General features: G+C 52.0%; 18 protein-coding genes. 14 read left to right on the top strand and 4 right to left on the bottom strand.

Annotation, left to right across the window (positions count from 1 at the left end; translation table 11 throughout):
- Positions 1–26 precede the first annotated feature (26 nt).
- A complete protein-coding gene (locus NST04_RS03810; RefSeq protein ID WP_341183201.1) occupies positions 27–1364 on the bottom strand; it encodes a DUF2252 domain-containing protein in 1338 nt (445 codons plus the stop codon).
- A gap of 149 nt (positions 1365–1513) precedes the next feature.
- On the opposite strand from NST04_RS03810, the gene NST04_RS03815 reads away from it, so the two are divergent.
- Together NST04_RS03815 and NST04_RS03820 are read left to right on the top strand one after the other, a co-directional pair.
- On the top strand, positions 1514–3295 hold the full coding sequence (locus NST04_RS03815; RefSeq protein ID WP_341183202.1) for a M3 family oligoendopeptidase: 1782 nt from the start codon (positions 1514–1516) through the stop codon (positions 3293–3295).
- A gap of 102 nt (positions 3296–3397) precedes the next feature.
- Positions 3398–3565: a CxxH/CxxC protein gene (locus NST04_RS03820; protein WP_063829067.1), complete on the top strand. Its 168-nt coding sequence runs from the start codon at positions 3398–3400 to the stop codon at positions 3563–3565.
- Between the two features lie 117 nt (positions 3566–3682).
- Here NST04_RS03820 and NST04_RS03825 read toward each other — a convergent pair whose 3' ends face one another.
- A complete protein-coding gene (locus NST04_RS03825; protein WP_341183203.1) occupies positions 3683–5095 on the bottom strand; it encodes an MFS transporter in 1413 nt (470 codons plus the stop codon).
- A 141-nt stretch (positions 5096–5236) separates the two neighbouring features.
- On the opposite strand from NST04_RS03825, the gene NST04_RS03830 reads away from it, so the two are divergent.
- The 6 genes from NST04_RS03830 to nikE all read left to right on the top strand — a co-directional run bounded on the left by NST04_RS03830 (position 5237) and on the right by nikE (position 10876).
- Positions 5237–5584, top strand: a complete 348-nt coding sequence (locus tag NST04_RS03830) for an ArsR/SmtB family transcription factor (protein ID WP_341183204.1) — start codon at positions 5237–5239, stop codon at positions 5582–5584.
- A gap of 192 nt (positions 5585–5776) precedes the next feature.
- The gene (nikA, locus tag NST04_RS03835) at positions 5777–7396 is read left to right on the top strand and encodes a nickel ABC transporter substrate-binding protein (protein ID WP_341183205.1); all 1620 of its coding nucleotides are present in this window, start codon (positions 5777–5779) and stop codon (positions 7394–7396) included.
- A 22-nt stretch (positions 7397–7418) separates the two neighbouring features.
- Positions 7419–8366 carry a nickel ABC transporter permease gene (gene nikB, locus NST04_RS03840; protein WP_341183206.1) on the top strand — a complete coding sequence of 316 codons (948 nt, stop codon included), beginning with the start codon at positions 7419–7421 and terminating at the stop codon, positions 8364–8366.
- Positions 8363–9193: a nickel ABC transporter permease subunit NikC gene (gene nikC, locus NST04_RS03845; RefSeq protein WP_341183207.1), complete on the top strand. Its 831-nt coding sequence runs from the start codon at positions 8363–8365 to the stop codon at positions 9191–9193. Before nikB ends, nikC begins: the two co-directional genes overlap by 4 nt.
- Before the next feature lie 19 nt (positions 9194–9212).
- A complete protein-coding gene (locus NST04_RS03850; RefSeq protein WP_341183208.1) occupies positions 9213–10037 on the top strand; it encodes an ABC transporter ATP-binding protein in 825 nt (274 codons plus the stop codon).
- 20 nt (positions 10038–10057) lie between these two features.
- Complete coding sequence (nikE, locus tag NST04_RS03855; RefSeq protein WP_341185167.1) at positions 10058–10876, top strand: nickel import ATP-binding protein NikE; 819 nt, start codon at positions 10058–10060, stop codon at positions 10874–10876.
- 628 nt (positions 10877–11504) lie between these two features.
- Here the strand turns inward: nikE and NST04_RS03860 are convergent.
- Together NST04_RS03860 and NST04_RS03865 are read right to left on the bottom strand one after the other, a co-directional pair.
- The gene (locus NST04_RS03860) at positions 11505–13187 is read right to left on the bottom strand and encodes an ABC transporter substrate-binding protein (RefSeq protein ID WP_341183209.1); all 1683 of its coding nucleotides are present in this window, start codon (positions 13185–13187) and stop codon (positions 11505–11507) included.
- Positions 13188–13199: 12 nt separating this feature from the next.
- The gene (locus NST04_RS03865) at positions 13200–15560 is read right to left on the bottom strand and encodes an AraC family transcriptional regulator (RefSeq protein WP_341183210.1); all 2361 of its coding nucleotides are present in this window, start codon (positions 15558–15560) and stop codon (positions 13200–13202) included.
- A gap of 214 nt (positions 15561–15774) precedes the next feature.
- On the opposite strand from NST04_RS03865, the gene NST04_RS03870 reads away from it, so the two are divergent.
- The 6 genes from NST04_RS03870 to NST04_RS03895 all read left to right on the top strand — a co-directional run bounded on the left by NST04_RS03870 (position 15775) and on the right by NST04_RS03895 (position 25932).
- Positions 15775–18351, top strand: a complete 2577-nt coding sequence (locus NST04_RS03870; protein ID WP_445667869.1) for an S-layer homology domain-containing protein — start codon at positions 15775–15777, stop codon at positions 18349–18351.
- Between the two features lie 239 nt (positions 18352–18590).
- Complete coding sequence (locus NST04_RS03875) at positions 18591–18998, top strand: BlaI/MecI/CopY family transcriptional regulator (RefSeq protein ID WP_339257674.1); 408 nt, start codon at positions 18591–18593, stop codon at positions 18996–18998.
- Between the two features lie 2 nt (positions 18999–19000).
- Positions 19001–21088, top strand: a complete 2088-nt coding sequence (locus NST04_RS03880) for a M56 family metallopeptidase (RefSeq protein WP_341183211.1) — start codon at positions 19001–19003, stop codon at positions 21086–21088.
- A 42-nt stretch (positions 21089–21130) separates the two neighbouring features.
- Positions 21131–22336 carry a DUF4179 domain-containing protein gene (locus NST04_RS03885; protein WP_341183212.1) on the top strand — a complete coding sequence of 402 codons (1206 nt, stop codon included), beginning with the start codon at positions 21131–21133 and terminating at the stop codon, positions 22334–22336.
- 158 nt (positions 22337–22494) lie between these two features.
- Positions 22495–22974, top strand: coding sequence for a 23S rRNA (pseudouridine(1915)-N(3))-methyltransferase RlmH (gene rlmH / locus NST04_RS03890; protein ID WP_341183213.1), 480 nt, complete (start codon positions 22495–22497; stop codon positions 22972–22974).
- A 600-nt stretch (positions 22975–23574) separates the two neighbouring features.
- Positions 23575–25932 carry an SIR2 family protein gene (locus NST04_RS03895; RefSeq protein ID WP_340750594.1) on the top strand — a complete coding sequence of 786 codons (2358 nt, stop codon included), beginning with the start codon at positions 23575–23577 and terminating at the stop codon, positions 25930–25932.
- The last annotated feature ends 209 nt before the right edge of the window (positions 25933–26141 follow it).

Genomic DNA, 26141 nt, shown 5'->3' on the forward strand with positions numbered 1-26141 from the left:
CAGGCTATCTTGAACGGCCGTTACCTTTATATACCATACTGCCCGGACACCCAGTCCGCGAACATGGCATAGTCTTTCTCCACCTGTCCAGCATAGCCGTAGGCCCACTCAGCAAGATAACGGGCAAAGGCCTCAGAATCATCGCCCATGGCCTTCGCGATCTCATACTCACTGTGATAGTCGAGAATGCCTTTGTCGACATCGGAATCGGCGCGGGCATGGATTTTGGCGGTCAGGCTGCCCATCTGCCGGGTCACTGCGGTCAACTCATCCATATCTGTGAGGCTTGTGGCCTTCAGTCTTTTTTTGTACGGGGAACGCTCTCTGACATAGAACTCCCGGCCATCCACCGTCAGGAAGCCAAGGTAGGGATCAGCCTTATGATGCATAGCCTGCTGGGTCGCGGATACGCGTTTGCCCTGATGGGCGAAGGCTTGCCAGAAGGAGTCCGAATACGGCAGGAAATAGGCAGGAACGGGAACGCGGACTTCTTTGGCCTCCAGGACGGTATCGTCGGTCCCTGCCTGCTCCATACCGCCCTCGATAAGAATATAATAGCGGTTCAGGCCGATGGAAGCCGTCCCCGAGCCGCGTTTGACCGCGATGTCCTTGATCCGGAAATGCTCCTCGTTCAGGCTGCGCGACACCACTGTCTGGGTATAGAAGCCCCAGGCTTGCTCCAGCTGTGCCTGCTCCGCAGCTCCGGGGATCAGCAGCTCCGAGGTCTCCAGGAACACTCTGCTGGTCTGCATCTGGGCGGTAACCTTCTCCAGGAAATGACTCTGCCGGCGCTTCTCCAGTTTACGTAGCAGCTTGCGGACGGGTCCTCTGGCGGTATCCTCATCCACTACATAGCTTCCGGGATGGTCTTTGTGGTCACAGAAACGGTGAATTTGCCGGTAATAAGCCTCCGCATAGCTGAGGATGAGCTTGTGCTGTTCATACTGACCATGACCAAGCTGCCTGGCGACAAGCGCTAGACTGACCGCCATCCGCAGCAGATCATACAGATAGGACCCGACATACCCCTCGTCAAAATCATTCACATCATACACAATCGCTCCGTCCTCACTGCGGAAGGCGCCGAAGTTCTCGAAATGCAGATCTCCTTGAATCCAGGTAGGCCGGCTTGGAGAGCTATGGTAGGGAAAGTATTGTCTTGTCGTGTCAAAATAGAACAGATAAGCGCTCCCCCGGTAGAAGGAAAAGGCGCTTTGCGCCATTTTGCTGTATTTTTCCCTTCGGTTATCAGGGGACAGGCTCATAATGCTGCCATCGAATTCGTCAAAAACAGAAATTAGCAGATCTCTGCGCAGTTTGGAACGTGTACGTATAACTCCTTCGGTGATCGATTGGTTGACCATGTGGCGCTCCTTTCCAGGTATCGGTAATGGCTGTACAGTTGATTATAGCTGTTATTTCCGTGGACTTCTAACTTGGTGTGTATGATATACTCAAATGGATTTTCTTGTAAGGGTTGTTCCTGTGACTATAGTTAAGGAGAGGTTAATGAATGGAATTAACATGGAATCTGGACCGGATCTATCCCTCGTTTGAGTCGGAGGGATTTCAGCAGGACCGCAGGCAGGTGGAGAGCCTTGCCGGGGAGCTGAATAGATGGTCGGCCTCGCAGCCCGTTAGCGGGCAGGACGCTGCAGACCGGATGGAAGTGTTCCTTAAACAATATAATGCGTATCAACAGCTATATCTGCGTCTGTTCAGCTACGCGGAGCTGCGGTTCAGTGCGGACAGCCAGTGTGAGGACGCTGTGAATCTGATGGATGAGCTGGAAGAGGTGACCAGCGGAGCGGGTGAAGCCTTGATCCGCTTCAGCAAGTGGCTGGCAGGGGTAAGTGCGGATGAACTGGAGCGGAGTCTCCGTTCCAGCGCTTATCTGGAGCAGCATAGCTTCTATCTGCGCGGATTACAGGGGAAATCGCATCACATGCTTAGCGCAGAAGGCGAAGCGGTGATTGCCCGGATGCAGAACACCGGCTCCAAAGCGTGGGAGCGGCTGTACATGCAGACGCTGTCTACACTGCGGACTGATCTGGAGCTGGCTGGGGTAAACCGCAGTGTGACGCTGGCGGAGCTGCGGAATCTGGTCTATGATCCCAATCCTGAGGTACGGAGGGCGGCGGCTGAAGCAGAGCATGAGGCTTGCCGCAGCGTAGCGGAGCAGAGTGCTGCCTGTATCAATGCGGTCTCCGGTGAGGCGGCAGCCGTCTATGAGCTGAGAGGTTATGCCTCTCCGCTGCATAAGGTGCTGGAAGCAGCGCGGATGGATCAGGAGACGCTGGAGGTGATGCTTCAGGCCATCCGGGAGAGCCTGCCGGTCTTCCGGCAATATTATGCCGGGAAGGCGGGGCGGCTGGGGCATGCGGGGGGACAGCTGCCGTTCTGGGATGTTTTTGCGCCCATTGGTACGGAGTCTTCAGTCCGCATAACCTACGCTGAGGCCCAGGCGATGATTATCGCGGGGTTCAGCAGGTTCAGCCCCGAGCTGGGCGGGTTCGCCCGCAAGGTGTTCGGGGAGCGCTGGATTGATGCCGAGCCGCGCAGCGGGAAGGGCAATTTCGGGATGTGTGTCGATATCGTCCCGATTGGAGAGAGCCGGATCATAACAAGCTTCCACGGCCAATATATAGATGTGAGTGTGCTGGCCCACGAGATTGGGCACGCGTATCATACCAGCCGCCTCACAGGACATACGATGGTCAACATGGATTATCCGGTCCCGATTGCGGAGACCGCGTCGATTTTTTGTGAGAGTCTGATTCATGTTGAACTCTTAAACTCGCTGCCTGCGGAGGAAGCGGATGCGATCCTGGAACGTAGTCTCTCGGATGCAGGGTATTATATTGTCGATTTCTATGCCAGGTACTGCTTCGAGAGTGCGCTCTATGCCCGCCGGTTATCCGGTCCCCTTCCATTAGAGGAGCTGAACGCACTGATGCTGGAATCAATGGCTGCGGCTTACGGGGACAGCGTGCTGCCCGGGTCCATTCATCCTTACCAGTGGATTAGCAAGGCGGGGTATTATATGGCAGGCAATGAGTTCCTGAACTTCCCGTATTCCTTCGGGCTGCTGTTCTCCAAGGGGCTATATGCCCAGTACCAAAAGCAGGGGCAGGCGTTCGTGAGCCGCTATGAACAGTTCCTGTCAGCGACCAGTACCCGGAGCATCGCAGACGCTGCGAAGCTGATGGATATTGATGTGCATTCCCTGAATTTCTGGCAGGAGGCGCTCGGATTCATTGCCGGGGATGTCCGGAAGTTTACGGGGCGGGAATAGAGCCGTGTTTTGCGCTGCGGGAGGTTCCTTTTTGCAGGGAAGTGTGGTAGAACAGTAGTATAAGTCTACGCCGCAGCGGCACAGAAAGGGATGCTTGATTGAATGTATGTAGTCTGTAAGGAACACGTAGAGCTGGCCATCGACAAATTTGTGGACGAGTACGAGGATGCACCGGATGTAGTCGATCTGAAGGAGACGGAGTTCTCGGACTGGGACCCGCCGGCGAAATGTGCGGAATGTGAACGAAATGCGGAATATCTGGTCGTCTGAGGGCGGCCGGAATAAGAAACACCCTGTGGCCGTGAAGGCTGCAGGGTGTTTTGGCGTGCGGGTGTATGCGTGAAAGGTATAGTTGCGGATATAGCATTACATTCAAAGTATTGTTATCTAGCAGTCTGCGGCTTTCGCCATCTCGGGCAGCGGGCTGCGCTGACTGCCCCGCAGGTAGATGAAGGCGGAGCCAATCGCCACGATTGCTGCAACTGACAAGCCCCAGTAGATGTTGGAGTAAGCGGCCTGAAGCGGCAGGCTGCGCTGCCATTCCAGGGCGCTAGCGGCCATCGCGACGCTGAAGGCACCGCTGAAGAACTGCAGCAGCTGGAAGAGCCCCATCCCGGAGCCGATCTGCGAAGCAGGCAGGATACGCGAGATTTCATTCGACACACTGCTCGACAGTACAGTGAAGGACAGGCTCATGATCATGTAGACGAGCATGACAGCAACCCATGACTTTCCGGCGAACAAGGCGAACAATACGGTGGCGGCCAGAACGAGCAGCGGTGCGAAGCGCAGAATTCCGGTGTTGCCGTAGCGGTCTATCATCCGTCCGACCAGGCGCGAGACGAAGATGGCCAGCAGCGAGCCCGGGAAGATGACAAGCCCGGCATGGCTGGCGCTGAAGCCGAAGCGGTGAGTCAGAATCTGCGGCAGCAGGAACAGGGTAGCGAAGCTGCACAGGTAAGAGGCAACCCCGATCAGTGCCAGTACCAGATATGGCCGGTTGCTGAACAACGCGGGCAGCACGAATGGATCAGGGGTCGTGCGGATACGCCCTACAAATAAGGCAATGGCGGCGATACCAGCGATCAACGCGATCCATAGTCCGCTGGTCAGGAATAGCAGCAGACCGGTGGTACCCACGCCGAGGAAGATCCCGCCCTGGACGTCGAATGAGCCGCTAGCCGGAACTTCCTTAGGTAGCAGGATCAGGAACAGCGGCACCAGCAGCAGAATGGCGGCAGTGACCGCGAACAGCCAGGTCCAGCCGAGGTACTCAACAATGGAGCCGCCGGCTACCGGACCCAGACCCAGTCCCAGGGAGACGGCCGACATGATCGTCGCCATGGCTTTGCCGCGCCGGGCCTGCGGAATGTAGCGGGTGAACAGGACAAGGGACAGCGACATCACGGCGCCTGCACCCGAGGCTTGCAGAATACGCACAATCAGCAGGAAAATGAAGCTGGTGCTGAAGAATCCGGCCACAGCAGCAAGCCCTAAGGTGAGCAGCCCGATAACCAGCAGCCGGCGGATCGGCAGGAAGTCCGAGAGCCGGCTGTATGTGATTGAGGCAATAGAGAACATGATGGAATACCCGGTTACAATCCAGGAGGCGGACGCTGCGGTGATGCCGAAGGTCTCGGTTACATCAGGCAGGGCCAGATTGAACATCGCTGTGTTCATAATCACGAGGACGACAGCAACGCTGAATAGCAGAGTTAACAGTCCTTCCCGTGGAAGAGCCGCTTGCGGAGCAGCCATTGAATGCTCTTGATCGCCCTCAGAAGCAGGTGATGAGGTCATGAGAAAGCCACTCCTTCATTAAGTTATTGTATAGTTCGATTACTTACGAACTATTGAAATATAGCATGCGCTAATGTAAAATGCAATTAGGAAATCATCGTGAAAAGAAGTACTATTATATACTTTGAAGGAGTCTTATTCATGAAGCAGCTCCATCATCCGGAACGCAAGGACATTCAGCTCGCCTCGGTGCTCTATGCGCTTAGCGACCCGATCCGTCTATATGTAGTGTCGGAGATCTGTAACCACGGCCCGCAGTCCTGCAACAGCTTCAAGGTGCCGATTGCCAAGTCCACGCTGACCCACCATGCCCGGACGCTGCGCGAAGCGGGTGTCATTCATACGCGGGTGCAGGGGACCCAGCGAATTCTGTCTCTGCGGAGGGAAGATCTGGACGAGCGGTTCCCCGGGCTGCTGGATTCTGTATTGCAGGCTTACGTCAGTCCTGGCCCGGATGAGGGATTCGGAGAGCCGGAAGAAGAAGGGTAAGAGCAGGGTTAATCAATCATATAACGCATGACATATAACGTATGACATCATCGCCACTCCAGGTTTTGGGGTGGTTTTTTTTGGTATGTACAGAGCATACAACCGTTACCATTGACAGAATTGTGTCAGGTACAGTAATATTTTAATTTATAATGATAATCATTCTCGATTAGAAAAGAGGAAGTCAACGCTATGTTCGCATCTAAAGGTAAGAAGCTGCTGCAAGGCCTGCTCGTATTGTTGGTTATATCCATGGTCGCTGCAGGCTGTTCATCGAATAATACAGAGAAATCAGCGGACACCGGAGGCGCGCAAGCTACGAAAACTATTACAATGGCGTGGCCCCGGGATATCGGACCGATGAATCCGCATTTATATAACCCGTCCCAGCTGTTAGCCCAGTCTATGATCTATGAGCCGCTTGTCAGTTATCAAGACGGGAAGCTTGTCCCGGCTCTGGCCGAATCCTGGACACTATCGCCGGATGGCAAGGTATACACGTTCAAGATCCGCAGCAACGTCAAGTTCTCGGACGGAACGGCTTTTACCGCACAGCTGGTGAAGAAGAATATGGATGCGGTCCTACATAATAAGAAGCTGCACACGTGGCTGGGCATGATTCCGCTGATTGAGAAGACAGAGGCGCTTAACGACACTACGTTCCGGCTCACGCTGACGGAATCGTATTATCCGGCGTTATATGATCTTGCGGTGGTGCGGCCTGTACGCTTCCTTGGCGAGGCGGGCTTCCCGGAGGATGGCGATACATCCAAGGGCGTGAAGAGCCCGATCGGAACCGGACCTTGGGTGCTAAGCGAGTATAAGAAGGATGAAGCGGCAACCTTTACACCGAATCCTTACTATTGGGGTGAGAAGCCGAAGGTGGACAAGGTGGTGGTGAAGGTGATCCCGGATGCGGAGACCCGTGTGCTGTCTTTTGAAAAAGGCGATCTGGACCTGATCTACGGCGAAGGTCTCATCAGCTATGACGCCTACAAGGAGCTTGAGAGCACCGGGAAGTACGTCACTAAGCTGTCTGAGCCGATCGCAACCCGCAATCTGGTGCTGAATACCATGAACGCGAAGCTGGCTGATCTTAAGGTCCGTCAGGCGCTTAGCATGGGCTTCAATAAGGAAGCGATGGTCGAAGGGGTAACGCTGGGACTGGAGGAGAAGGCGGACAATATCCTGCCGCCGAATCTGCCTTATGCCAATATTAAGGTGAGCCCGGTAAAATATGATGTGGAGCAGGCGAATGCGCTGCTGAATGAAGCGGGCTGGAAGCTGCCTTCAGGTGGGGGCGTGCGGGAGAAGGATGGACAGGCGCTGGAGCTGGAGCTGATGTATGACAAGGCGGATCTGACCATGAAGGCCATGGCGGAGACCCTGCAAGCTGAATGGGCGGGGATCGGTGTGAATCTGAAAATCACCGGCGTCGAGCTGACCGTCTACATCCAGCGCAGAAAGGCCAATGAGTTCGATATGAATTTCTACTCGACCTTTGGTGCGCCGTATGACCCGCATTCCTTCATGACTGCCGTTTTACAGCCGGGATACGGGGTCTCAGATACTCTGGCGGCTCTGCCAATGAAGGCTGCGATTGATAAGAAAATCAAAGCAGCCATGGCAACAACAGACGATAAGGCCCGTACCGAGCTGTTCGGCTCTGTGCTCACTACGCTGCAGGAACAGTCTTCGATCCTTCCGATCTCCTACATCAAGCAGATGGCGGTGTACCGGGACAATGTGGCTGAATTCAAGTTCCCGTCCAACCGGGATGAATATCCGCTTCATGGCACCAAGAAGAACTAGTAGTCACGCAGGAGGGTTCTAAGTGGGCATATATATCGGAAAAAGAGTGCTAGCGATCATCCCCATCATCCTGTTCTCGACATTGCTGATGTTCGTGATGATCCGGGTGGGGCCGGTGGACCCGGCTGAAGCCTATCTGGCGGCGGCCCATATCCAGCCGGATGATGAGGTGCTGGCCGCCAAGCGGCATGAATTCGGGCTGGACCAGCCGCTGCTGACGCAATATGTTCAATCGGTGGGCCGGCTGCTCCGGCTGGATTTCGGCCATTCCTACCTGTCCAATATGCCCGTATGGGGAGAGGTTGCCCAGAAGCTGCCCGCAACGCTTCAGCTTGCGTCTGCCAGTATCGTGCTGGCGCTGGTGGTCAGCATCCCGCTTGGGGTGTTAGCGGCAATTTACAAAAACCGGCTGTTAGATCATGTGATCCGGGTGTTCGCCTATATCGGTGCCTGTGTTCCAGTCTTCTGGATCGGTTATCTGCTGATGTTCTTCATCTCGGTCAAGCTGGAATGGCTGCCTGTGGAGGGCAGAGGGTCTGTACAGCACCTGATTCTTCCGTCTATTACCCTGGCGCTCTGGCTGATTGCCATCTACGCGCGCCTGCTGCGGACGACCGTTCTGGAGGAGCTGAAGGAGGCGTATGTCCGATATGCCCGGGCCAGAGGGATTAAGGAACGTGTGATTTTGTATAAATACGTGCTTAGAATTGCCATAGCGCCCCTTATTACAGGACTGGGCATCAATCTGGGGAAGCTGCTGACGGGAGCGATTATCGTAGAGCAGGTATTCTCCTGGCCGGGCTTCGGCCGGTACTTCATTGAAGCGATCATTAACCGTGACATTCCGGTGATTCAATGCTATGTCATGCTCTCGGTCTGTGTGATCGCCGGAAGCAATCTGATCGCCGATCTGCTCCAGCTATTCCTGGACCCGCGAATTGCGCGTAAAGGGAGGGTCAGCCAAGGATGAATAACTTAAACAGCCGTTTCAAAGGCAGGAAAGTGATCATGATCTGCGGCAGCCTGCTGATCCTGTTTGGTCTTGCCGGCCTGTTGGCCCCGTGGATCTCACCGCATGATCCGATACGGGTGAACCTGGCAGCGAAGCTCAGTCCGCCCTCGTGGGAATATCTTCTGGGCACAGATCAGCTGGGCCGGGACAATCTATCCAGGCTGCTGTATGGAACACGGATCTCGCTGGGCTTTGCTTCACTTATTTTTGCCGCTTCTTTAGGGGTGGGACTGCTCGCAGGAGTGGTTTCGGGGTACATCGGCGGGTGGCTGGATGCTGTGCTGATGCGGTTGTGCGATGGCATTATGTCTTTTCCCAGTATGATTCTGGTCTTCGGTCTGATCGGGATTCTGGGGCCGGGCCTGTCTCAATTGGTTATTGCTCTGATGCTGGTGCAGTGGGTGTACTTCGCCCGGATGTTCCGGAATATGATTGTCAGCCTGAAGGAGCGGAATTTCATCACGGCAGCGCGGATCAGCGGCTCTTCCCCCTGGCAGATCATGAGCAGGCACCTTATTCCCAACATTCTGCCATCGATTGTGGTGATTGGGACGCTTGAGATGGGCTGGGCGATTATGGATATCTCCGCGATGTCCTTCCTGGGCCTGGGCGTCCAGGCGCCTACACCGGAATGGGGGGCGATGCTGAACGAAGGAAAATCCTTCATCCGCAATCATCCCGAGCTGATGCTCTATCCGGGCCTGATGATTATTATGGTTGTAGCTTCGTTTAATCTGCTGGGCGAGGCGCTGTCTGAACGGTACGGGATCAAACGAGGCTCCTGAAAGAAGGTATGAGCGAATCATGGAACAAGCGGAATATGTGCTGCAGGTGAAGGATCTGAAGGTATCTGTGGAGACGGCGGCGGGATATCTGCCCCTCATAGAGGATGTTAACCTGGAGCTGAAGCCGGGGCGTGTGCTGGGTCTTGTGGGAGGCAGCGGCAGCGGAAAAACCGTTACATCGCTGGCGCTCCTCCAGATGCTGGACCGGCAGACGAGTGTGATCGAAGGCAGTATCCGGCTGCATACCCGTGAGCTGAACGGACTCCCGGAGAAGGACATGCGCAGGCTTCGCGGCAGTAGTCTTGCGCTGATTATGCAGAATCCGATGACGGCCTTCTCTCCGGTGTATACCATTGGTGTGCAATTCGTGGAGTCGATCCGTACACATGTGAAGCTGGGGAAAAAAGAAGCCAGAGCCTGCGCGATCCGCTCCCTGGCCGATGTGAATCTGCCCGATCCCGCAGCGCTGCTGCAAAAGTATCCGTATGAGCTGAGCGGCGGGATGCTCCAGCGGGTGATGCTGGCGCTCACCCTGTGCCTGAAGCCCTCGGTGATCATTGCCGATGAGCCTACTACCGCTCTGGATGTGACCAATCAGCTCCAGGTGCTGCGGCAGCTGGACCGGATACGGCATGAGCATGGAACCGCTATTCTGCTGATCTCCCATGATCTTGGCGTCATTGCGGAGCTGGCTGATGAAGTTGCGGTTATGCAGCACGGGCGGATTGTCGAGACCGCCGATGTATTCGAATTGTTCAACCATCCCCGGCATGAATACACCCGGGAGCTGCTGGCAGCAAGACCGCTGCTTCAGCTTAGTCCGCAGTTAGGGGGCCAGCTATGACCGGAATAGCGGCAGAATACATGCTTGAGGTCAGGGAAGTTACCCATACCTATGCTCCATCCCGCCGGTGGAGGCGTTCGGAGAAGCAGGATAATGTGCTGTCCGGCGTGTCTCTTCATATAGAAGAGGGAACCTGCCTGGGGCTGCTGGGATCAAGCGGAGCCGGTAAAAGCACACTGGGCCGGGTTATTCTCGGGCTGGAGCCGCCCCGCGCGGGCCAGGTGCTGATTCAGGGCCAGGATCTGTATAAGCTGAGCCCGCAGGCGCGCAGGACCATCCGCCGCGATCTGCAGGTGGTCTTCCAGGATTGTTATTCTGCCGTGAATCCCCGGATGACAGCAGAGCAGATTATTGGCGAGCCGCTGTCCAATTACGAGTCCTTGAGCGTTCAGGAGCAGAAGCGGGCGGTAGGCGAGCTGCTGGAGTGTGTCGGACTAAGTGCGGCGGACATGCAGAAGCAGCCCTACCAGTTCAGCGGAGGACAGCTGCAGCGGATCAATATCGCCAGGGCGATTGCGCTGAAGCCGAAGCTCATCGTACTGGATGAGGCGGTTAGTAGTCTGGATATGATTAATGGGGCGAATATTTTGCGGCTGCTGGGGGAGCTGCGGTCTGCGTTCGGCCTGTCATATCTGTTCATCACCCATGATATTAAGGCCGCCTGTATGATCTCAGACGCACTGGCTGTCATGGATCAGGGCGAGGTCGTGGAATATAACGACAGCAAGGAGCAGTTCCTGCAGTCCGCTCATCCTGCGGTTCGCAGCTTGCTCGATTCCATGCTTGCTGAGCATCCGCGGAACCGGCACAGGGGTCTGGCCGGGAACGCTGTACAATAATGGTAAATATCCTGTGAGCAATGGGCCAAATGTAGGCGAAAAACTGACTACAATAGGCTGGGCGAAGGTACGCGGGCCAAATGTAGGCGAAAAACCGACTACAATGGGCTGGGCGAAGGTGCATGGGCCAAATGTAGGCGAAAAACCGACTACAATGGGCTGGGCGAAGGTACATAGGCCAGATGTAGGCGAAAAACTGACTACAATAGGCTGGGCGAAGGTGCATGGGCCAGATGTAGGCGAAAAACCGACTACAATAGGCTGGACGAAGGTACGTAGGCCAAATGTAGGCGAAAAACCGACTACAATAGGCTGGGCGAAGGTACGCGGGCCAAATGTAGGCCAAAAACCGACTACAATGAGCTGGGCGAAGGTGCATGGGCCAAATGTAGGCGAAAAACCGACTACAATGGGTGCTGCTACGCCGTGGGAGGGCTCATGCTTCACAGCCAATAAAATTTATAAAGAAATCCTGCAAGAATTGCAACAATGCTGCCCCATAGAAGCGGCTGGTGAGAGAAGACACCAGCATCCCTCACCCGTTAGGGTGATTTTGTGCAAATATAAGCATTTATATCCTTCACGCTATACAGTATCCTTCTATTTCTCACCGAAACGGTACCGTCCTTTAAAAGGACGGTACCGTTTCCACTTGTGGATCAAGCTCCTTATAGGACTCATTTGCTTCCGCCAGTACCTCTGCTCCGCCCGCCGCCAGGAACTCCTCCACGAACTCCCCGAATTCCTCAAGCGGGCGCTCCCCGGTGATGAAGGCAATGTACGCCTGATCTCTTAGCTTAATAAGCCCAGGGCCGTTCCTGATCAGAGAGGGAGTAGCCACCTCCAGGGCATTATAGATGCCGTCGTGATCCAGCCCCAGGGTTGCTGCCCACTGCTCACTCCGCCCGGCAGGAAGGATAGGCAGGGTCATGCCGATCCCCGCGCCGATCGTATTCTGGTAGCTGAACCTATGGTTATACGGCGGCAGCAGGATGATGTCCTTCTTGTCCGTTCCGGCCCAGTCCCAGTGTGTCCCCTGAATACCGTACTGCAGAGATGCCGCTTCATCGGGGTCAGGATTTGCGCTGACGTAGTCCAGCAGCTGGAGGATCTTTTCCAGCTTGCCCGGCTCCCGGGCGGCATCCGCGCCAATGGCGGTGAAGCTCATCAGCATATCGTAGGCTTTGGAGCCGCGTCTGCCGTCCGGACCGCTAACCGGCCGCCCGAAAGCGATTTTGGCCTGCGGATGCTTGGCGGTTAACTCCTTGACGTTAAACATTGCTTCTACCGGAACCAGCCTGGCTGCCTTCTGGTCATCCAGTCTCCAGTCCGTATAATCCCCTGCCTGTGTCCAGTGATAATAATTGCCCATAGAGGTCATACCAATCCGCCCGTTAATGAAGGCGTGCGACAGATGCTTGTAGCCTCCGCTATTCTCCCCGGTGATGAACTCGGGATCGATGACCCCGTCCCGGTACCATTTGCGGAGGTAACGCAGCGCTTCCTGCATGTCCGGCTCCAGAGCGCCAATGACCAGGCCCTGATCCTTCCGGCTGAAGTAGAGCTGATCCGTGAAGACCATCTGCCCGAATGCGCCGAAGACCACATTCATGCCCTCCTGCGACAAGCCGTAGGTGTCCCGGATACCGTTAACGTCCGGGTCTTCGTTCGCAACCGCATAGATGAATTTCTCGAAATCATCCAAGGTGTCCGGCACCTTAAGGCCGAGCTTGTCCAGCCAATCCTGCCGGTAGACCACGGGGACCCGATAGATATTGGTAGGATTAATGACCGGAATGCCATAATAGGACCCGTTAATGCGGCCATATTGCTGATAAGCGGGTGCATTCTCGCGGATGGCCTTAAGAATATTAGGAGCGTAGGTGTTCAGCAGTTCCTCAGGAATGGGGGCGAGCACACCCTGCTGCTGGTACTTCAGCAGATCCTGGGTCTGCCGGACCCGGAACAGGTCGGGAATGCTGCCTTGCACCAGCCTCTGGTCGAGCAGGGATTCGTATTTGTTATTCGGCAGATTCCAGAAGTCCAGATCTACCTTGAACTTCTGCTCCAGCTCCCGCACCATTACGGCATCCTCCGCAACCGGCAGGTTTTGATGCATGGTCCATGAGATTTTGAGCTTCGGGGCAGAGGCAGCAAGAACAGCAGAATCAGCAGAATCAGCAGCGGAAACGGATGTATCCAGCAGCTCTTGTCCAGGCGCAGATGAGAGTGAAGCTGGCTGCCCGCTACAGCCGCAGATCAGCCCCAGGAGGGGCAAGAGCATTAATCTTTTATACATATACGTATACATAAGGCACCCTCCTTATCCCATGCTAATCTCCGCCTGCGGCGGCAGTGTATTCACGGTTCGCAGATAATTCCCCGGCGTACAGCCGTAGATCTCCTTGAAGCGCTTGATGAAGTAGGGAGTCGTTCCATAACCGACCGTGCCGGCAATTTGTTCGATCGACATATTGTTCTTCTCGATCAGCCGCCGGGCCTCTTCCATCCGTATGCCGGTGATATAGTCGGTGTAGGTGATCCCCAGCTCTTCCTTGAACAGCTTGCTTAGATACTTGGGACTGATGAAGACCTTGGCGGATACGGCATCCAGCGATAGATCCCCGGACAGATGCTCCCCGATATAGGCCTTGGCCGCTTCAATGGTCGAGAGTGCACGGTCACTGTTCCGCTTCTGCGTCTCCATGATGAAGGTGCCGATGGAGGCGGCGAACCACTCCTGCAACTGCCGGATATCCGGCAGGGCAATGTATTCGTTATACAGATCCAGAGGCCCGTGCGCGGAAGGGGTGTAGCGGATGCTTTTCAGATAATCTGAGTACATAAATACGGTGTTCGCCAGCACGAAGTGGCAATAATCCGCCGGGTAGCTGCCTTCCCGCATGACGGCTATCAGCTGCTCCAGCGCGGCCAGAGTCTCATCCAGCTGACGCGTCTGCAGCTTATCCTTGAATCTCATCAGCACAGGCTGCGGGATTTCGTCAAGACTCTGCTCCTTTTTCAGCAGCTCCCGGTCCTTCAAGACCCTGTTCTCCGGCAGAAAATAAGCATATTTCATCAAGGTCTGCGCTTCAGCGTAGCTTGTGTGGAGAAGGCTGATGGCATCCACCCAGCAGCCCTGCGAGAGCTGAATATTCAGCTGGAAATGCTGCTCCGCCGCCGCTGTAATCCGGTCCGAGAGCTGTTCGAGCAGCGTCCCGGAGGCTTCGCGCGCGCTGATAATGACAACCGTCTGCTTGTCCGGCAGCTCCTCGGCCAGAATTCGGATTTCGTGAAGCCGGATCGCCTCAAGCGTCCCGGTCATCCCGCTCATGGCTGCCTGCAAGCCGCTTAGACTCATACGGGCGTAGGCTCCACGGGTGTTAAGGAGCAGGCAGCAGTAATGACGGTGCTCCGGAGAGAGTCCCAGGAATTGCGGATCTACGGTTACGCTGCCAGGGGCAGGGCTGTCCTGAAGGAGATTCAGGATCATATTCTGCCGGATATGCGGACTGCTGGCCTCAAGCGTCCCCTCCAGTGTGGTCACTTTGTCGTTCAGACGGTTGAAAGCGGAATCAATAATTCCGAATTCGTTAAGGGCTTGTCCCCGCACTCCTGGCACCTCAGGCCCCGGGCCGTAGAGGTCCTTAATAGTGCGAAGCAGCCGCTTAAGCGGACTGTAATTCAATTTGGCCAGAATGCCGGACAGACAGATTCCTACCAATAGAGCAAGCAGACACAAGGAGAGAATGACCCTCTGGACAACGAGCCATTTCTCATAGAACAGGTTCGCTGGAGCCGCACTGAAAAGCTTCCACCCGGTGGTCGGCAGGTCCTGATAGGAAATGACGTAGGTGCTGCCCCCGATCTCCTGGCTCATGTTCCCGGATGTCTCTGGAGAGGCTAGCGCATTCGAGATACTGGCCGCATAGGTATCGGCCTGAGCGGCAGCATCCGGACTCGAGCCGGCCAAGATTCCCCCGGTGGGCGTAGCAATGAAGCTGCTCTGATAGCGGGCAGGCATCATATTCTGCAGAATGGCGCGCAGCGCACTCTCCTTCAGATCAATGGCAATCAGCAGCTCACTGGCTGCCCCGGGGGACTGGAACGGATAGCTGTGCACATAGGTGATCAGCTGGCTGCCGCTGCCGCCGGGGATGCTGGAGACGATATCGTCCGGCACGAACCGGGCCTCTGTCCAGAGGCTGTTACGGGAATTAAGGTTCATGCCGTTCACCCAATCCATCCAGTAGGCGGCACCCGCCTGCTGATCCGCACGGAATTTCAGCCCATACAGCGAGGACAGCAGGAGATGCTGCCTGGGAGCATATAGATGTACGGCTTGTATCAGGTCCGAATGATTGGATACCTGCATGTTCAGCGACTCCTGAAGACTGCTCACCTTGCTGAGATTCGCTGGAAGTGAAGCATCTGGCAGCATACGGAGCGCAGCCCGCTGGTTCAGTGAGACTTCCAGATAGATCTGCTGCACCCGCTGAAGCACGGAGGCTTCAAGGGTACGGGCGGTATTGTCAAGGATGAGCCGGTTGCGGCCCTGAAGCTCTTCCTTATAATGGTTCGAGAAATACAGATAGAAGGCAGAGCAGAGTAAGAGGACAATGACTAACACAACAGAGATGTATGAAGCGGCTAGGGCGGCAAAGGCAGAGTTCCATTTTCGCAAGATGTATTCTCCTCCCAGGCGGATTATACACTAGCCCCTCACAAATCTGTTCGGGATTCATGTTAAATCAATGTTAAATGGCCGGAAAAAAGCTGAATTGTTCCCAAAATCATAGAATTGCGAAATTGTGTTATTGAGCGGCGGTGGAGGCAGGTGCTATATTGAGTCCGATTCAGGCAATCAAAATAACAAGATAGGGGCTGACACATTGAACGTGAAGTCGAAAAGAAAGCTGTTGTCTGTTACGGCAGGTCTGGTACTCCTCACGAATTCGATCGCGGTACATCCTGCAGAGGCGGCCACGGGTAATTCATTAACCGGGCTGCCGGCTGCTCCGGCATGGGGACATTTCGTAGATACTTATAAGAATAACACACCTGTAAATACGGCGGTGTATTCCAACCCCTCGATCGGTGTTCTCTCCGGCTTCCTGGATCTTTGGACACCAGGCGCCACCTGGGATACCGGAACGAAGCTGAACAACGATGTGCTGGATTACAACATTCAATATGTGGCGGATCTGTCTAAGACCCGTACTCCGGCAGAGGAGGAGGCCGCGTATTACGATGACCGGCGGAATCAGACCTATGGTGCAGTTGACGGTCTTGGTCCGTTGTCTGAGGTGTACCGTACGATGTCAGGAACCTACACGACCATTAACAGCATTCCAGATGATACGATCACGGTGAAATACGATGACGGCAATGATACTAATAAGGGCGGCGATTCCAATTCCAGCTTGGGCAAAATGGTGGACCTGATCGGAATTATCCGCGGTAATTATGCTTCTACGAGCCAGGCCAAGAGCTTCTACAGTTACATGCGTCCATTCCGCTGGAAGGATACCTCAGTCATCGTACCTTCTCTGTTGTCGGCGAGAAGCAGTACACCTGCCAAAGACGGTGGCTTCCCGAGCGGACATACCAACGCTTCCTATCTGGCAGCCCTGGCTCTGGCGTACTCCGTACCTGAGCGCTTCCAGGAGCTGATGACCCGGGCCTCGGAGATGGGCAACAACCGTGTCGTCGCCGGGATGCACTCACCGCTGGATGTTATGGGCGGACGAGTGACGGCAATGGCCTTCGCAGCAGGTGCGCTGACAGACCCGGATAATGCGGCATTGAAGCAGGCGGCCTATACTCAGGCTCATGAAGTGCTGCTTACACAGACGGGGACCGCAGAAGACAGGTTCACGGATTATGCGAAGAATAAGGCCCAGTATACCCAGCGGTTGACGTTCGGCTTCCCACAGATTCACTCTACTACTGAGCCTGCTGTTGCTCCTAAGGGAGCAGAGGTCTTGCTGGAGACCCGCCTGCCTTACCTGAGTGCGGATCAGCGTAGAGCAGTTCTCGTAACAACGGCACTCCCTTCCGGTTATCCGCTATTGGATGATCCTGAAGGCTGGGGAAGATTGAACTTGTTCGCCGCTGCTGACGGGTATGGTGCATTCGCTGAGCCTGTAACGGTAGCGATGGACGCTGAGAAGGGCGGCTTCCATGCCGCAGACCGCTGGCGCAATGATATCTCCGGGACGGGCGGATTGACCAAGGAGGGTACGGGCACGCTTAAGCTGGCGGGCAGCAACACGTATTCCGGTGGTACAGAGGTGAACGCAGGTATCCTGGAAGGAGACTCGGCAACAGCCTTCGGCAGCGGGAATGTGACGAATACCGGCGGTTCTGTAGTTGAGAACGTCTACGGTAAAATAGTGATCGAAGGCAGCTTCACCCAGGCATCAGAAGGGTCACTGGTTCTGAATCTTGCTGGTGCGGACGATGTGCTTAACGTTAAAGGCGCAGTGAAGGCGGACGGGAAGCTGAAGGTAAACTTCATGAACTCTCATGTACCTTCCGGCAGCCTCATTCCGCTCCTTACGCATGGCGTCAGCCAGCGCAGCGGGCAGTTTGCTTCCGTGCAGGTTGAAGGACTGCCAAGCAAATATAACGCCCAGGTCATGTACCTGAGCGATCAGATCGCGCTTAGTATTACAGATACGACAAGCGGAGGAACTGGCGGCGGTAATCCGGGCGGAACGCCGGGTACTCCGGCTGGAAATACCGGTACGGTACCAGGGACTACCGGCACCACTCCAGGGAATGGCAGCACTACTCCTGCTGAACCGGAAAAACAGCCACAGAGCGGCGTTAATCCGTTCAAATCCGGAGTGGTCAGCAGAGAAGCGGTATACAAGACCGTGACTGAAGCCATTACAGCCACGAAGAATCAGAGCATCAGCTTCAAGGATACCGCAGGACACTGGGGCAGCAGCACCATCGCTACAGCCGTGAAGCTGCAGATCATCAGCGGCTATGCGGACGGTTCCTTCCGGCCGGATGCGCCGGTGACCAGAGCCGAATTCTCAGCGATGATCGCCCGTTCCTTCGGGATAGGCACTACATCGGCGGCCTCTAAATTTGGGGATACTGCCTCCAATTGGGCGGCGGGTTATATCGGTGCCTTGGCCGATAAAGGCATCGTAACCGGCTACGCAGACGGCAGCTTCAAGCCGGGAGCGACCATTACCCGTGCTGAGATGGTCACGATCATCGGCCGTGTGCTTGATCTCGGCGTGCTCCAGACTGGCACTCCGGCGAGCTTCAAGGATGTCAGCAGCAGTTACTGGGCGGCCGACGCCATCCGCCAGGCTGCTTCGGCCAATCTGGTGAAGGGCATCTCTGCTTCAGCGTTCGCTCCAAAGAGTCAGGCTACCCGCGCCGAAGCGGTGGCCGTGATTATCCGCGCGCTGGAGAGCGACAGCTCGGTTAAGGCTTTGATGGCGGGCTTGTAAGCTGCAACTGAGTGACAGGAGTAAGCAAGTCTTATGAATAGGATGCAGGAAGTACAAGCCGCTGGCTTGTGCTTTTTGCTATGGTTACGGCCACTTAGCCACTTTGGGTGTCGTTTCCCGTTCAATCGTCACAATGTGGGCATATTTGACAAATTCAATCTACAAGTGTAATGTATAGAACAGAGCTTGTATTTACACTTGTAGATTGAATGCCGCCGCCACGGAATGGAGCTGTTATGATGAGTACAACCCCGAAGATTTCAGAAGCTGAATGGGAAATCATGAAGATTATCTGGGAGCATCACCCGCTCACCTCGGAACAAATTACCCGGCTCCTACCTGCATCTGTGGAATGGAGCGAGCAGACGGTGCGCACCTTCGTTACCCGGCTGCTTAAGAAGAACGCGATAGCGTATGAGAAATCCGGCCGGAGCTATCTCTATTATCCGCTGGTGTCAGAGAATGAGTGTGTCCGGGCCGAGAGCCGCTCCTTCCTGAAGCGTGTATTCGGCGGAGCTACCCAGTTAATGGTGACCAGCTTCCTGGAGGATGTCGAGCTGTCCAAGCAGGAGATTGAACAACTCGAACAGCTGCTCAAGGAGAAGAAGTCGCAGGGCACCAGCGGCAACTCAGGTAAGCAGGAATGAATATGGTCTACGGATGGTTTGCCGGTATCGCAGAACAGACACTGGCGGCAAGCATGGTGATTCTGGCTGTGTTGTTCATTCAATATGTTCTGCGGAGATTCATCAACGCCCGGGTGCGTTACCTCCTGTGGCTGCTTGTTATCGCCCGGCTGCTATTGCCTGCTGTACCGGACAGCCCTGTCAGCATGTTGCATATTCTCGGCAATAGTAAGCATTTGTTAACAACTATCCTGGACAAGGGGCCGGACACCGGAGCTTCTAAGGGTGAGTATCAGGAGCGTGCGCCCGGAGAGGGAGCTAAGACTACATATCCGGCAAATAGCACCGTCCTGAATGAAGTAGGACAGACAGGCCCAATCGAACAGAACGATGAATCGGCAGCCGTTAACCGCAGCTCTGCGCAAGCCACAGGCTATCCGCTCTGGTTGAAGATAGGCACAGGGATCTGGCTGCTGGGCGTCATGCTTATGCTGCTGAATGGACTCCTGTACATAAGGCGGATGCACCGCGAACGCAGACGGCTTAGACGGGTGAATGCCCCGGAGATTCTTAAGGTGGTTCTTGCCACCAGACGCCAGTTTGGAATAAGGAGAGCGATACCTATCTATACCGGAGGTTCCGCTAACAACCCATATTTGTCAGGACTCCTGCGTCCATGGATCTTTGTCCCGGAGCAAGCTCTGCGGGAACTGGATGCTTCCCGGCTGCGGCACATCCTCGCGCATGAGCTTGCCCACTGCAAGCGGAGGGATATGCTGTGGAACCTGCTAGGGAGCCTAGCCGCAACGATACATTGGTTCAATCCCCTGATGTGGCTGGCGATCCGGCGGATGAAGATCGATCGGGAGGTTGCGTGCGACGCCTATGTGCTGGAGGTGTTGGGAGAAGAGGAGGCCATCGACTATGGGCTTACTCTGGTGGAGTTCCTGAAGCGCTTCTCACGAGTCCGGGAGAGGAGGGGGCATCTCTATTTCTCTAACCCGCAGCAGCGGCAACAGATTAGAAGAAGAATCAGTATGATTCAATCTTTCAAAAAAGGCTCCTACCGCATGTCCGTGACGGCTGTCATTCTGGTTGCCCTATTGAGCATTGTGACTCTTACAGGCGCTTCCGGGAAGCCCGGAGACTCCGCTGTCACGGAACCTAAGGCCAATTCCGCTGGCACGCATGCAGAAGGCGTTGCTGCGGGGGAACGCGTAGCAACGCCAACGGATCAAGGAGAGACACTGATGCCGTTAACGAGCATAGATGCACAACAGACGGAGTATGTGACCCGGCATAATCTTCTGGTGCCGATGAATGTGGAGATTGAACAAGACGGTTACCAGGTCAACATCACAGGCTTCATGGCAGACAAGAATCAATTGATTCTCTTCTATACTGCGAGAGTGGACGGCGGTAGGTCACTATTCTCTGACGGTCCTCATTTCGTAGAATGCATCATTACGGATGGTATTACCGGCAAGGTGATTAACGGCCGGACCCACGCGCTGGTCAGCAGCAGCAGCCCGGAGCAGCATATTAAAGATGCGATAGCCAGACTTCCGTTCAGTACTCCTTTGACGGACCCGCCTTCAAAGATTAAGGTAGAGTTCCATTTACGCACACTGGGAGCCAACGATTCCAACATTCAGGAGTCTCCGGCACTTCAGACCACCTTCGATGTGAGGGCAAATTACTGGAAGCAGGAGTCGCATACCATCACATCGCAAGAAACGCTTAACGTAGCGGGGCACAAGATCAAAGTGAAATTACAATTGACACCGTTAACAACCATCGCCACTTTTTATTCAGATGAACCTTTGTTTAAGAATAAGGAATTTATGAAATCATTCCATGAGAAGTACGGTTCTCCATTCCTGTGGTGGAGCAAGACTGGAACGGGAGACTATAGGCAGCAGCCAGGCACTTCATCAATTACGTTTACAGACTATGAAATGAAGATGGTTACAGAAAGCTATTATTTGTTGGATAAGCTGCAATCTCTGCGGCTGGATTTCATGAAGAGTCCGGCGAAACCTAGTGGAATGAAGGATCTTGAGCATACATACCAGATGACCTTTGATGTCCCCGGACAGGATCAGAGCTGATCCGGATGAAACAACCAACTTGTATTGAAGGAGAGTGCAACAATGATTAGAATGAAGCGGAATGAACTGGAGATCTCACATACGGCGCAGATGCAGCCTAAACAGGAACAAAAGCAATGGTCAGCGCCAAATAAACGGTGGTCCTCGAGGAACCGGCTATCTACCGCCCTCGTCGCAGTCATGACAACCGCAGCGCTGGTGCTTAGCCCTTTTGCCGTGACAGGTCAAACTTTGGCCGCCCCGGCAACCGCCGCGAAACCGTCGGCAGCGCTTGCCCCCTTTGTAAATCCCGAGCTTCAGGGTTATCGACAGGTTGAGTATGCCATCAAACACAATCTGGTGCAGCCGCTGAACACAGTCGTCAAAAAGGACGGTTATCAGCTGACGGTGAACGGCCTCATCGCAGACAAATATGAGCTGATCATCCTTTTTACAGCCCAAGCCGACAGTAAGAGAGCATTCGTATTCATGCCGCCAAAGGGTCATAGTCTCCAATTGTCCGATGCGATTACAGGCAAGGTTATCAGTGGCAAGAAATTCAATGATGCGCTAGTCATAGGCGCAAGTCCGGCAAAGAAAGATCATATTCTATATGGAATTGCTAAAATCCGGTTAAGCAGTCCATTGACCACGCCGCCCAAAAAAGTAGCTGCGCAATTTCAGCTAGGCACCTTAACCGCCATTGAGCTGAATCAGTTAAAGGCGCTGGATGCCGAAATGCTCGCTGCCGCCGAAAAGGCCCATGCGGACGACCCGGACCAGACCTCATCGTTCAGCTACAGTCCTGAACTGCTGAAGAAGTATGATGCAATCAAGTCCAACGTGAAGTATAGCCCTGTGCTGAAGGTGGTCTTTGATATCAACCCCAAGGTCTGGAAGCAGGAGACCCGGACACTGACGCCGGAGGAAACGATTGATGTGGCAGGGCATAAGATTAAAGTGAAGCTGGAATTGACACCGTTCACGACCGTAACCACACTATCCTCCGATGAGGCTTTGTTTAAAAACAGAGAGTTTATGGAGACCTTCTATATGGAATATAATCCATCGCTATTGGTTAAGAACGGAACCGGTGATTATAAATTGGAAGAGGGAGCTTCTACCTATACCTATGCAGACCATGAGATGAAAATCGTCTCAGAGAGCTACTTCTTCTTGAATAAGCCGCAGTCGCTTCGCCTGGATTTCACCACTATGAAAGGGCGTACGATTAAACAGCAGTTGATTGTTGACTTGTCTAACCAATAATTGCAGGTTATTCGTAGTGTCTTAGGGCCACCCGTGAAGGGTGGTTCTTCTTTTGTCGGGTACAGGGTGTGCGGTGAATGTCTCTTAAGCAGGGCATGTTATGGACAGGGATGTGATAAAATACAGGGACATAACCAGATGAGACCGATGGAGGAACTATGTTAATTCAACTGATAAGCGTAGGCAAATTGAAGGAAAAGTATCTGACGCTCGGCATCGCGGAATATGCGAAACGGTTAACGCCCTACATCAAGTTCCAGATGATCGAGGTGGCGGATGAGAAGGCCCCTGATAACCTCAGCGATGCAGAGGTTATTCAGGTGAAGCAGCGCGAGGGTGAGCGTATCCTCACGCAGATTAAGAGCGAGGCGCATGTCATTGCGCTCGCGATTGACGGCAAGCTCTGGAGCTCCGAGGAGCTTGCCGCCGAGATCGACCGGCTCGGCACCTACGGGACGAGCCATGTCGTCTTCGTCATCGGAGGCAGCCATGGCCTCTCCGATGACGTCATGCGCCGCGCCCAGCAGCGCATGAGCTTCGGCCGCATGACGCTGCCCCACCAGCTCATGCGGCTGGTGCTGGTGGAGCAGGTTTACCGGGCGGTGAAGATTAATCGGGGGGAACCGTATCACAAGTAGGGGCTAGTTTTTACTGGTGAAACCGCCAATTTAAGGAGAGGGTTACTCAGAATCCGATCCTAAAAAACCTCATTTGCGAGGGGTGCTTCTGTTGTATGGGGTATTTTTGGGAGAACTGCTCAGATGGTGAGGCTATAGGCAGCAGCGAACTTTTGCCGAGAGACAACACAAGTCCCTGCATGTTGAGTTGCTGGTAGGGGAAGTCGTTTTGAATGTGTTAGACTGCAGTACTCATTGTCCATGCTACTTTCGTGGTTTGTCGGTAAGCAAGAGAAAGCAACCTCCGTCCAAAATGGATAGAGATTACTTTACTATGAATACGGTGGCATAAGATCGGATTAAGCTGCTTGCCTGTTGTACGAAATTCTTTCTCACATGGTGTACAAGCAGTTAATTAATTATGGTAAAATGAGGATATTGAACTACAAGAGGAAATATAGTTTTTGAATATATATGCTGAATTATGTAATACGATTTTAGCTAGAGGGTAAATATGGCTGCTCCTGTACATGAAATTGACGAGTATTTAAGTGTACAAACCCAAAAATCTAGGATTTATGCAACCGGTATTATTAATAATGAAAAAAAGAGGTGACAAGTATGAGTATTTCATTAGTAACTCAGGATCAAGGTATTAAGCATATTGTACAATTATTTCTTAATAAAAACTTAATACCACTATTTGGTTCTGGTTTTACCGGGAATTGTAAATCTTTTAACTCAGTTGTACCTGATGGTAATAAGGCAACAAATATAATGAAGCAACTTATACTAGACAATTGCCAAGAGATCTCATTAGATGATATAAAGGACTTTGACTTTAATGAGACTTCTAAATATTTCTATAAACTCGTGCCACCAGAAAAAAGATTGATTTTTTTTAGAGATAATTTTACACATGTAGAAATTAGTGATTATCGAAAAGACTTTCTAGAATTAGCGTGGTCGTATGCTTATACATTAAATATTGACGATGGTATTGAAAGAACAAAGCTATTCCAAGCTGTATTACCGTACAAAAAGCTAAATAGACCAGATACTTCTATAAGGCTATTGTATAAACTGCATGGTGATGCATTAACCGAAGTTACGTATAAAGACTATGAAAATATAATATTTAGTGACGAGCAATATCTTCAATCTATCACAAATGAACAAAATAAGGATTTTTCAAATAATTTAATTGGCGATTATTCGCAAAAAAACTTATTGTTTATTGGTTGTAGTTTGAAAAATGAACCTGATTTAAAATATATATTTAGAAAGATAGAGGATAACAGGAATACTCTACGTATTTATGTTACGAGCAAAGAACCTACTTTTTTGGAGTTATCAAATTTAGAGGAATATGGAGTAAATCAAATATTGTTGGTTTCAGACTATGAATTGTTTTATCGGGAATTTGTTAAGGAAATAAAGGCGCTACAAATGGAAACTGAAACCGATATCTTTAGTTATACGAATCCAATGGTAATTGGTAAGAGTGAAAGGGAAGAAGCAATTGAATTAATCTCGGGAACAAATATTTTCAAAAGCAAGAATAATGAATTTTATAAAGGTGGGCTTCATGTCCATAGAACAATCATTAAAAGTCTTGAGAATAAAATTGATAAAAATGCATGTGTAGTAGTGAGGGGGAGAAGGTTTAGCGGAAAAACGTTTCTTTTATGCTCTTTATTAGAACGCCAGAAGAAGTATACTACCTACTTTTTTCCATCAATATCTCAAGTAGATGAAGAACTTATTTTTAATCTATTTACTAAGTGCAAGAAGTCGCTATTCGTATTTGACAGTAATTCTCTTTCTTCAAGTGCATATAAATTTGTAGCAAATAGCCAACAATTGTTGGAAGAAAGAGAAAATAAAATTGTTGTTTCAGTGAATTCGAATGATAATTATATTCTAGATAGTATGAGTGCTGATATGGTTGAAATACCTAGTTTTTTTGATGAGACTGAGCTAAGTATAAGTCGGCAATTATCTAATACATATGGTCTAATAAATCGAAGAAGAAGTAATACCAACATTGATTACTTAGTGAGACTCTCAGAAGAGCAAAAAATAAGCATCACATTATCTGACTTCCATAAGAAACTAACATATAAAGAGAAAATTTTAATCTTGTTGCTGTGCGTATTGGATAAAGTATACCTGACAGATGTATATGCCTTAGGTATTTCCCCAAAAGAAATTCAAAGTTTCGTAGAAAGGTTCCCAACTTTAATAGAGGAAATTCCTGTAGATCGAAATGAGGCTAACACTCATTCTGCTTATAAAATTGTGCACAACAGTAAAATTGCTTTGCTTTTTATGTTAAACACATTACCTAAAAATGAAATAATAGAAAGTATAAACTATATTGTTCTAAAACTTAAAAATGATAGACAGAGATATAGAATGTATATTGAAGTAATTCTATTTGATACATTAAATCAATTATTTGGTGGGAAACATGGAGCAGGTCATTTGATTTTTCAGGTTTACGAATCATTAGAAAAAAAGTTAAGTTTCGATATGCACTATTGGTTACAAAGAGCTAAAACAATTTATCGTTTATTTCCCACTGACAAACAAAAATTAGATGAGGCATATAAGTGGGCAAAGAAGTCTTATGCTGATGGAAATAAACCTATTAGATATAAAGCTGCTTTAACTGCCTCATTGATTTGTTGTTTGTTATATAATTTAGAGGAAGACGATAAGGAAAGGTTTTTTAATCAACGAGAAGCTATTATGCTTGGGTACGATGCATTGTTTCTAGACTTACATTTTAATTATAAATACATTAATAGTGAGCTGCTAGAGAGTAAGAAAAGGGACTACAGCGCTTCACTTTTACTAAATATTTGCAAAGACTATATTGCTGAATATCCTAGCCATGAATTATGTGATAAAGCAAAGATAATATGCGAAAAATTGCAAGAAATATCTGAGAAGTATGAATATGCTAAGGTTTAACTATTAAAATAATAAAAGCCGATAGCGTATACCTAGGATTTATATACTGAATTTTGTTTAGATATCACGCGACGGCGGATTATGGACTTCGCCAAACTGCAGTTCGTTGACAAGAACCCTTGTCCGATTTATGGACAGGGGTTCAATATAGTCATACTGAAACTTCGCTCGACCAATCGTTGAGTCTTTTTTTATAATCAAAAAACTCG

It is taken from the genome of Paenibacillus sp. FSL H7-0756 (genome assembly GCF_038006765.1).
Classification (GTDB): Bacteria; Bacillota; Bacilli; order Paenibacillales; family Paenibacillaceae; genus Paenibacillus_AQ.

Coding starts and splice junctions, on each gene's coding strand:
- NST04_RS03810 (WP_341183201.1), bottom strand. CDS start 1,364: ATGGTCAACCAATCGATCACCGAAGGAGTTATACGTACACGTTCCAAA.
- NST04_RS03830 (WP_341183204.1), top strand. CDS start 5,237: ATGAAGCAGCTCCATCATCCGGAACGCAAGGACATTCAGCTCGCCTCG.
- NST04_RS03895 (WP_340750594.1), top strand. CDS start 23,575: ATGAGTATTTCATTAGTAACTCAGGATCAAGGTATTAAGCATATTGTA.
- rlmH (WP_341183213.1), top strand. CDS start 22,495: ATGTTAATTCAACTGATAAGCGTAGGCAAATTGAAGGAAAAGTATCTG.
- NST04_RS03850 (WP_341183208.1), top strand. CDS start 9,213: ATGGAACAAGCGGAATATGTGCTGCAGGTGAAGGATCTGAAGGTATCT.
- NST04_RS03825 (WP_341183203.1), bottom strand. CDS start 5,095: ATGACCTCATCACCTGCTTCTGAGGGCGATCAAGAGCATTCAATGGCT.
- NST04_RS03880 (WP_341183211.1), top strand. CDS start 19,001: ATGGTCTACGGATGGTTTGCCGGTATCGCAGAACAGACACTGGCGGCA.
- NST04_RS03820 (WP_063829067.1), top strand. CDS start 3,398: ATGTATGTAGTCTGTAAGGAACACGTAGAGCTGGCCATCGACAAATTT.
- nikA (WP_341183205.1), top strand. CDS start 5,777: ATGTTCGCATCTAAAGGTAAGAAGCTGCTGCAAGGCCTGCTCGTATTG.
- NST04_RS03885 (WP_341183212.1), top strand. CDS start 21,131: ATGATTAGAATGAAGCGGAATGAACTGGAGATCTCACATACGGCGCAG.
- nikE (WP_341185167.1), top strand. CDS start 10,058: ATGCTTGAGGTCAGGGAAGTTACCCATACCTATGCTCCATCCCGCCGG.
- NST04_RS03815 (WP_341183202.1), top strand. CDS start 1,514: ATGGAATTAACATGGAATCTGGACCGGATCTATCCCTCGTTTGAGTCG.
- NST04_RS03860 (WP_341183209.1), bottom strand. CDS start 13,187: ATGTATACGTATATGTATAAAAGATTAATGCTCTTGCCCCTCCTGGGG.
- nikC (WP_341183207.1), top strand. CDS start 8,363: ATGAATAACTTAAACAGCCGTTTCAAAGGCAGGAAAGTGATCATGATC.
- NST04_RS03875 (WP_339257674.1), top strand. CDS start 18,591: ATGAGTACAACCCCGAAGATTTCAGAAGCTGAATGGGAAATCATGAAG.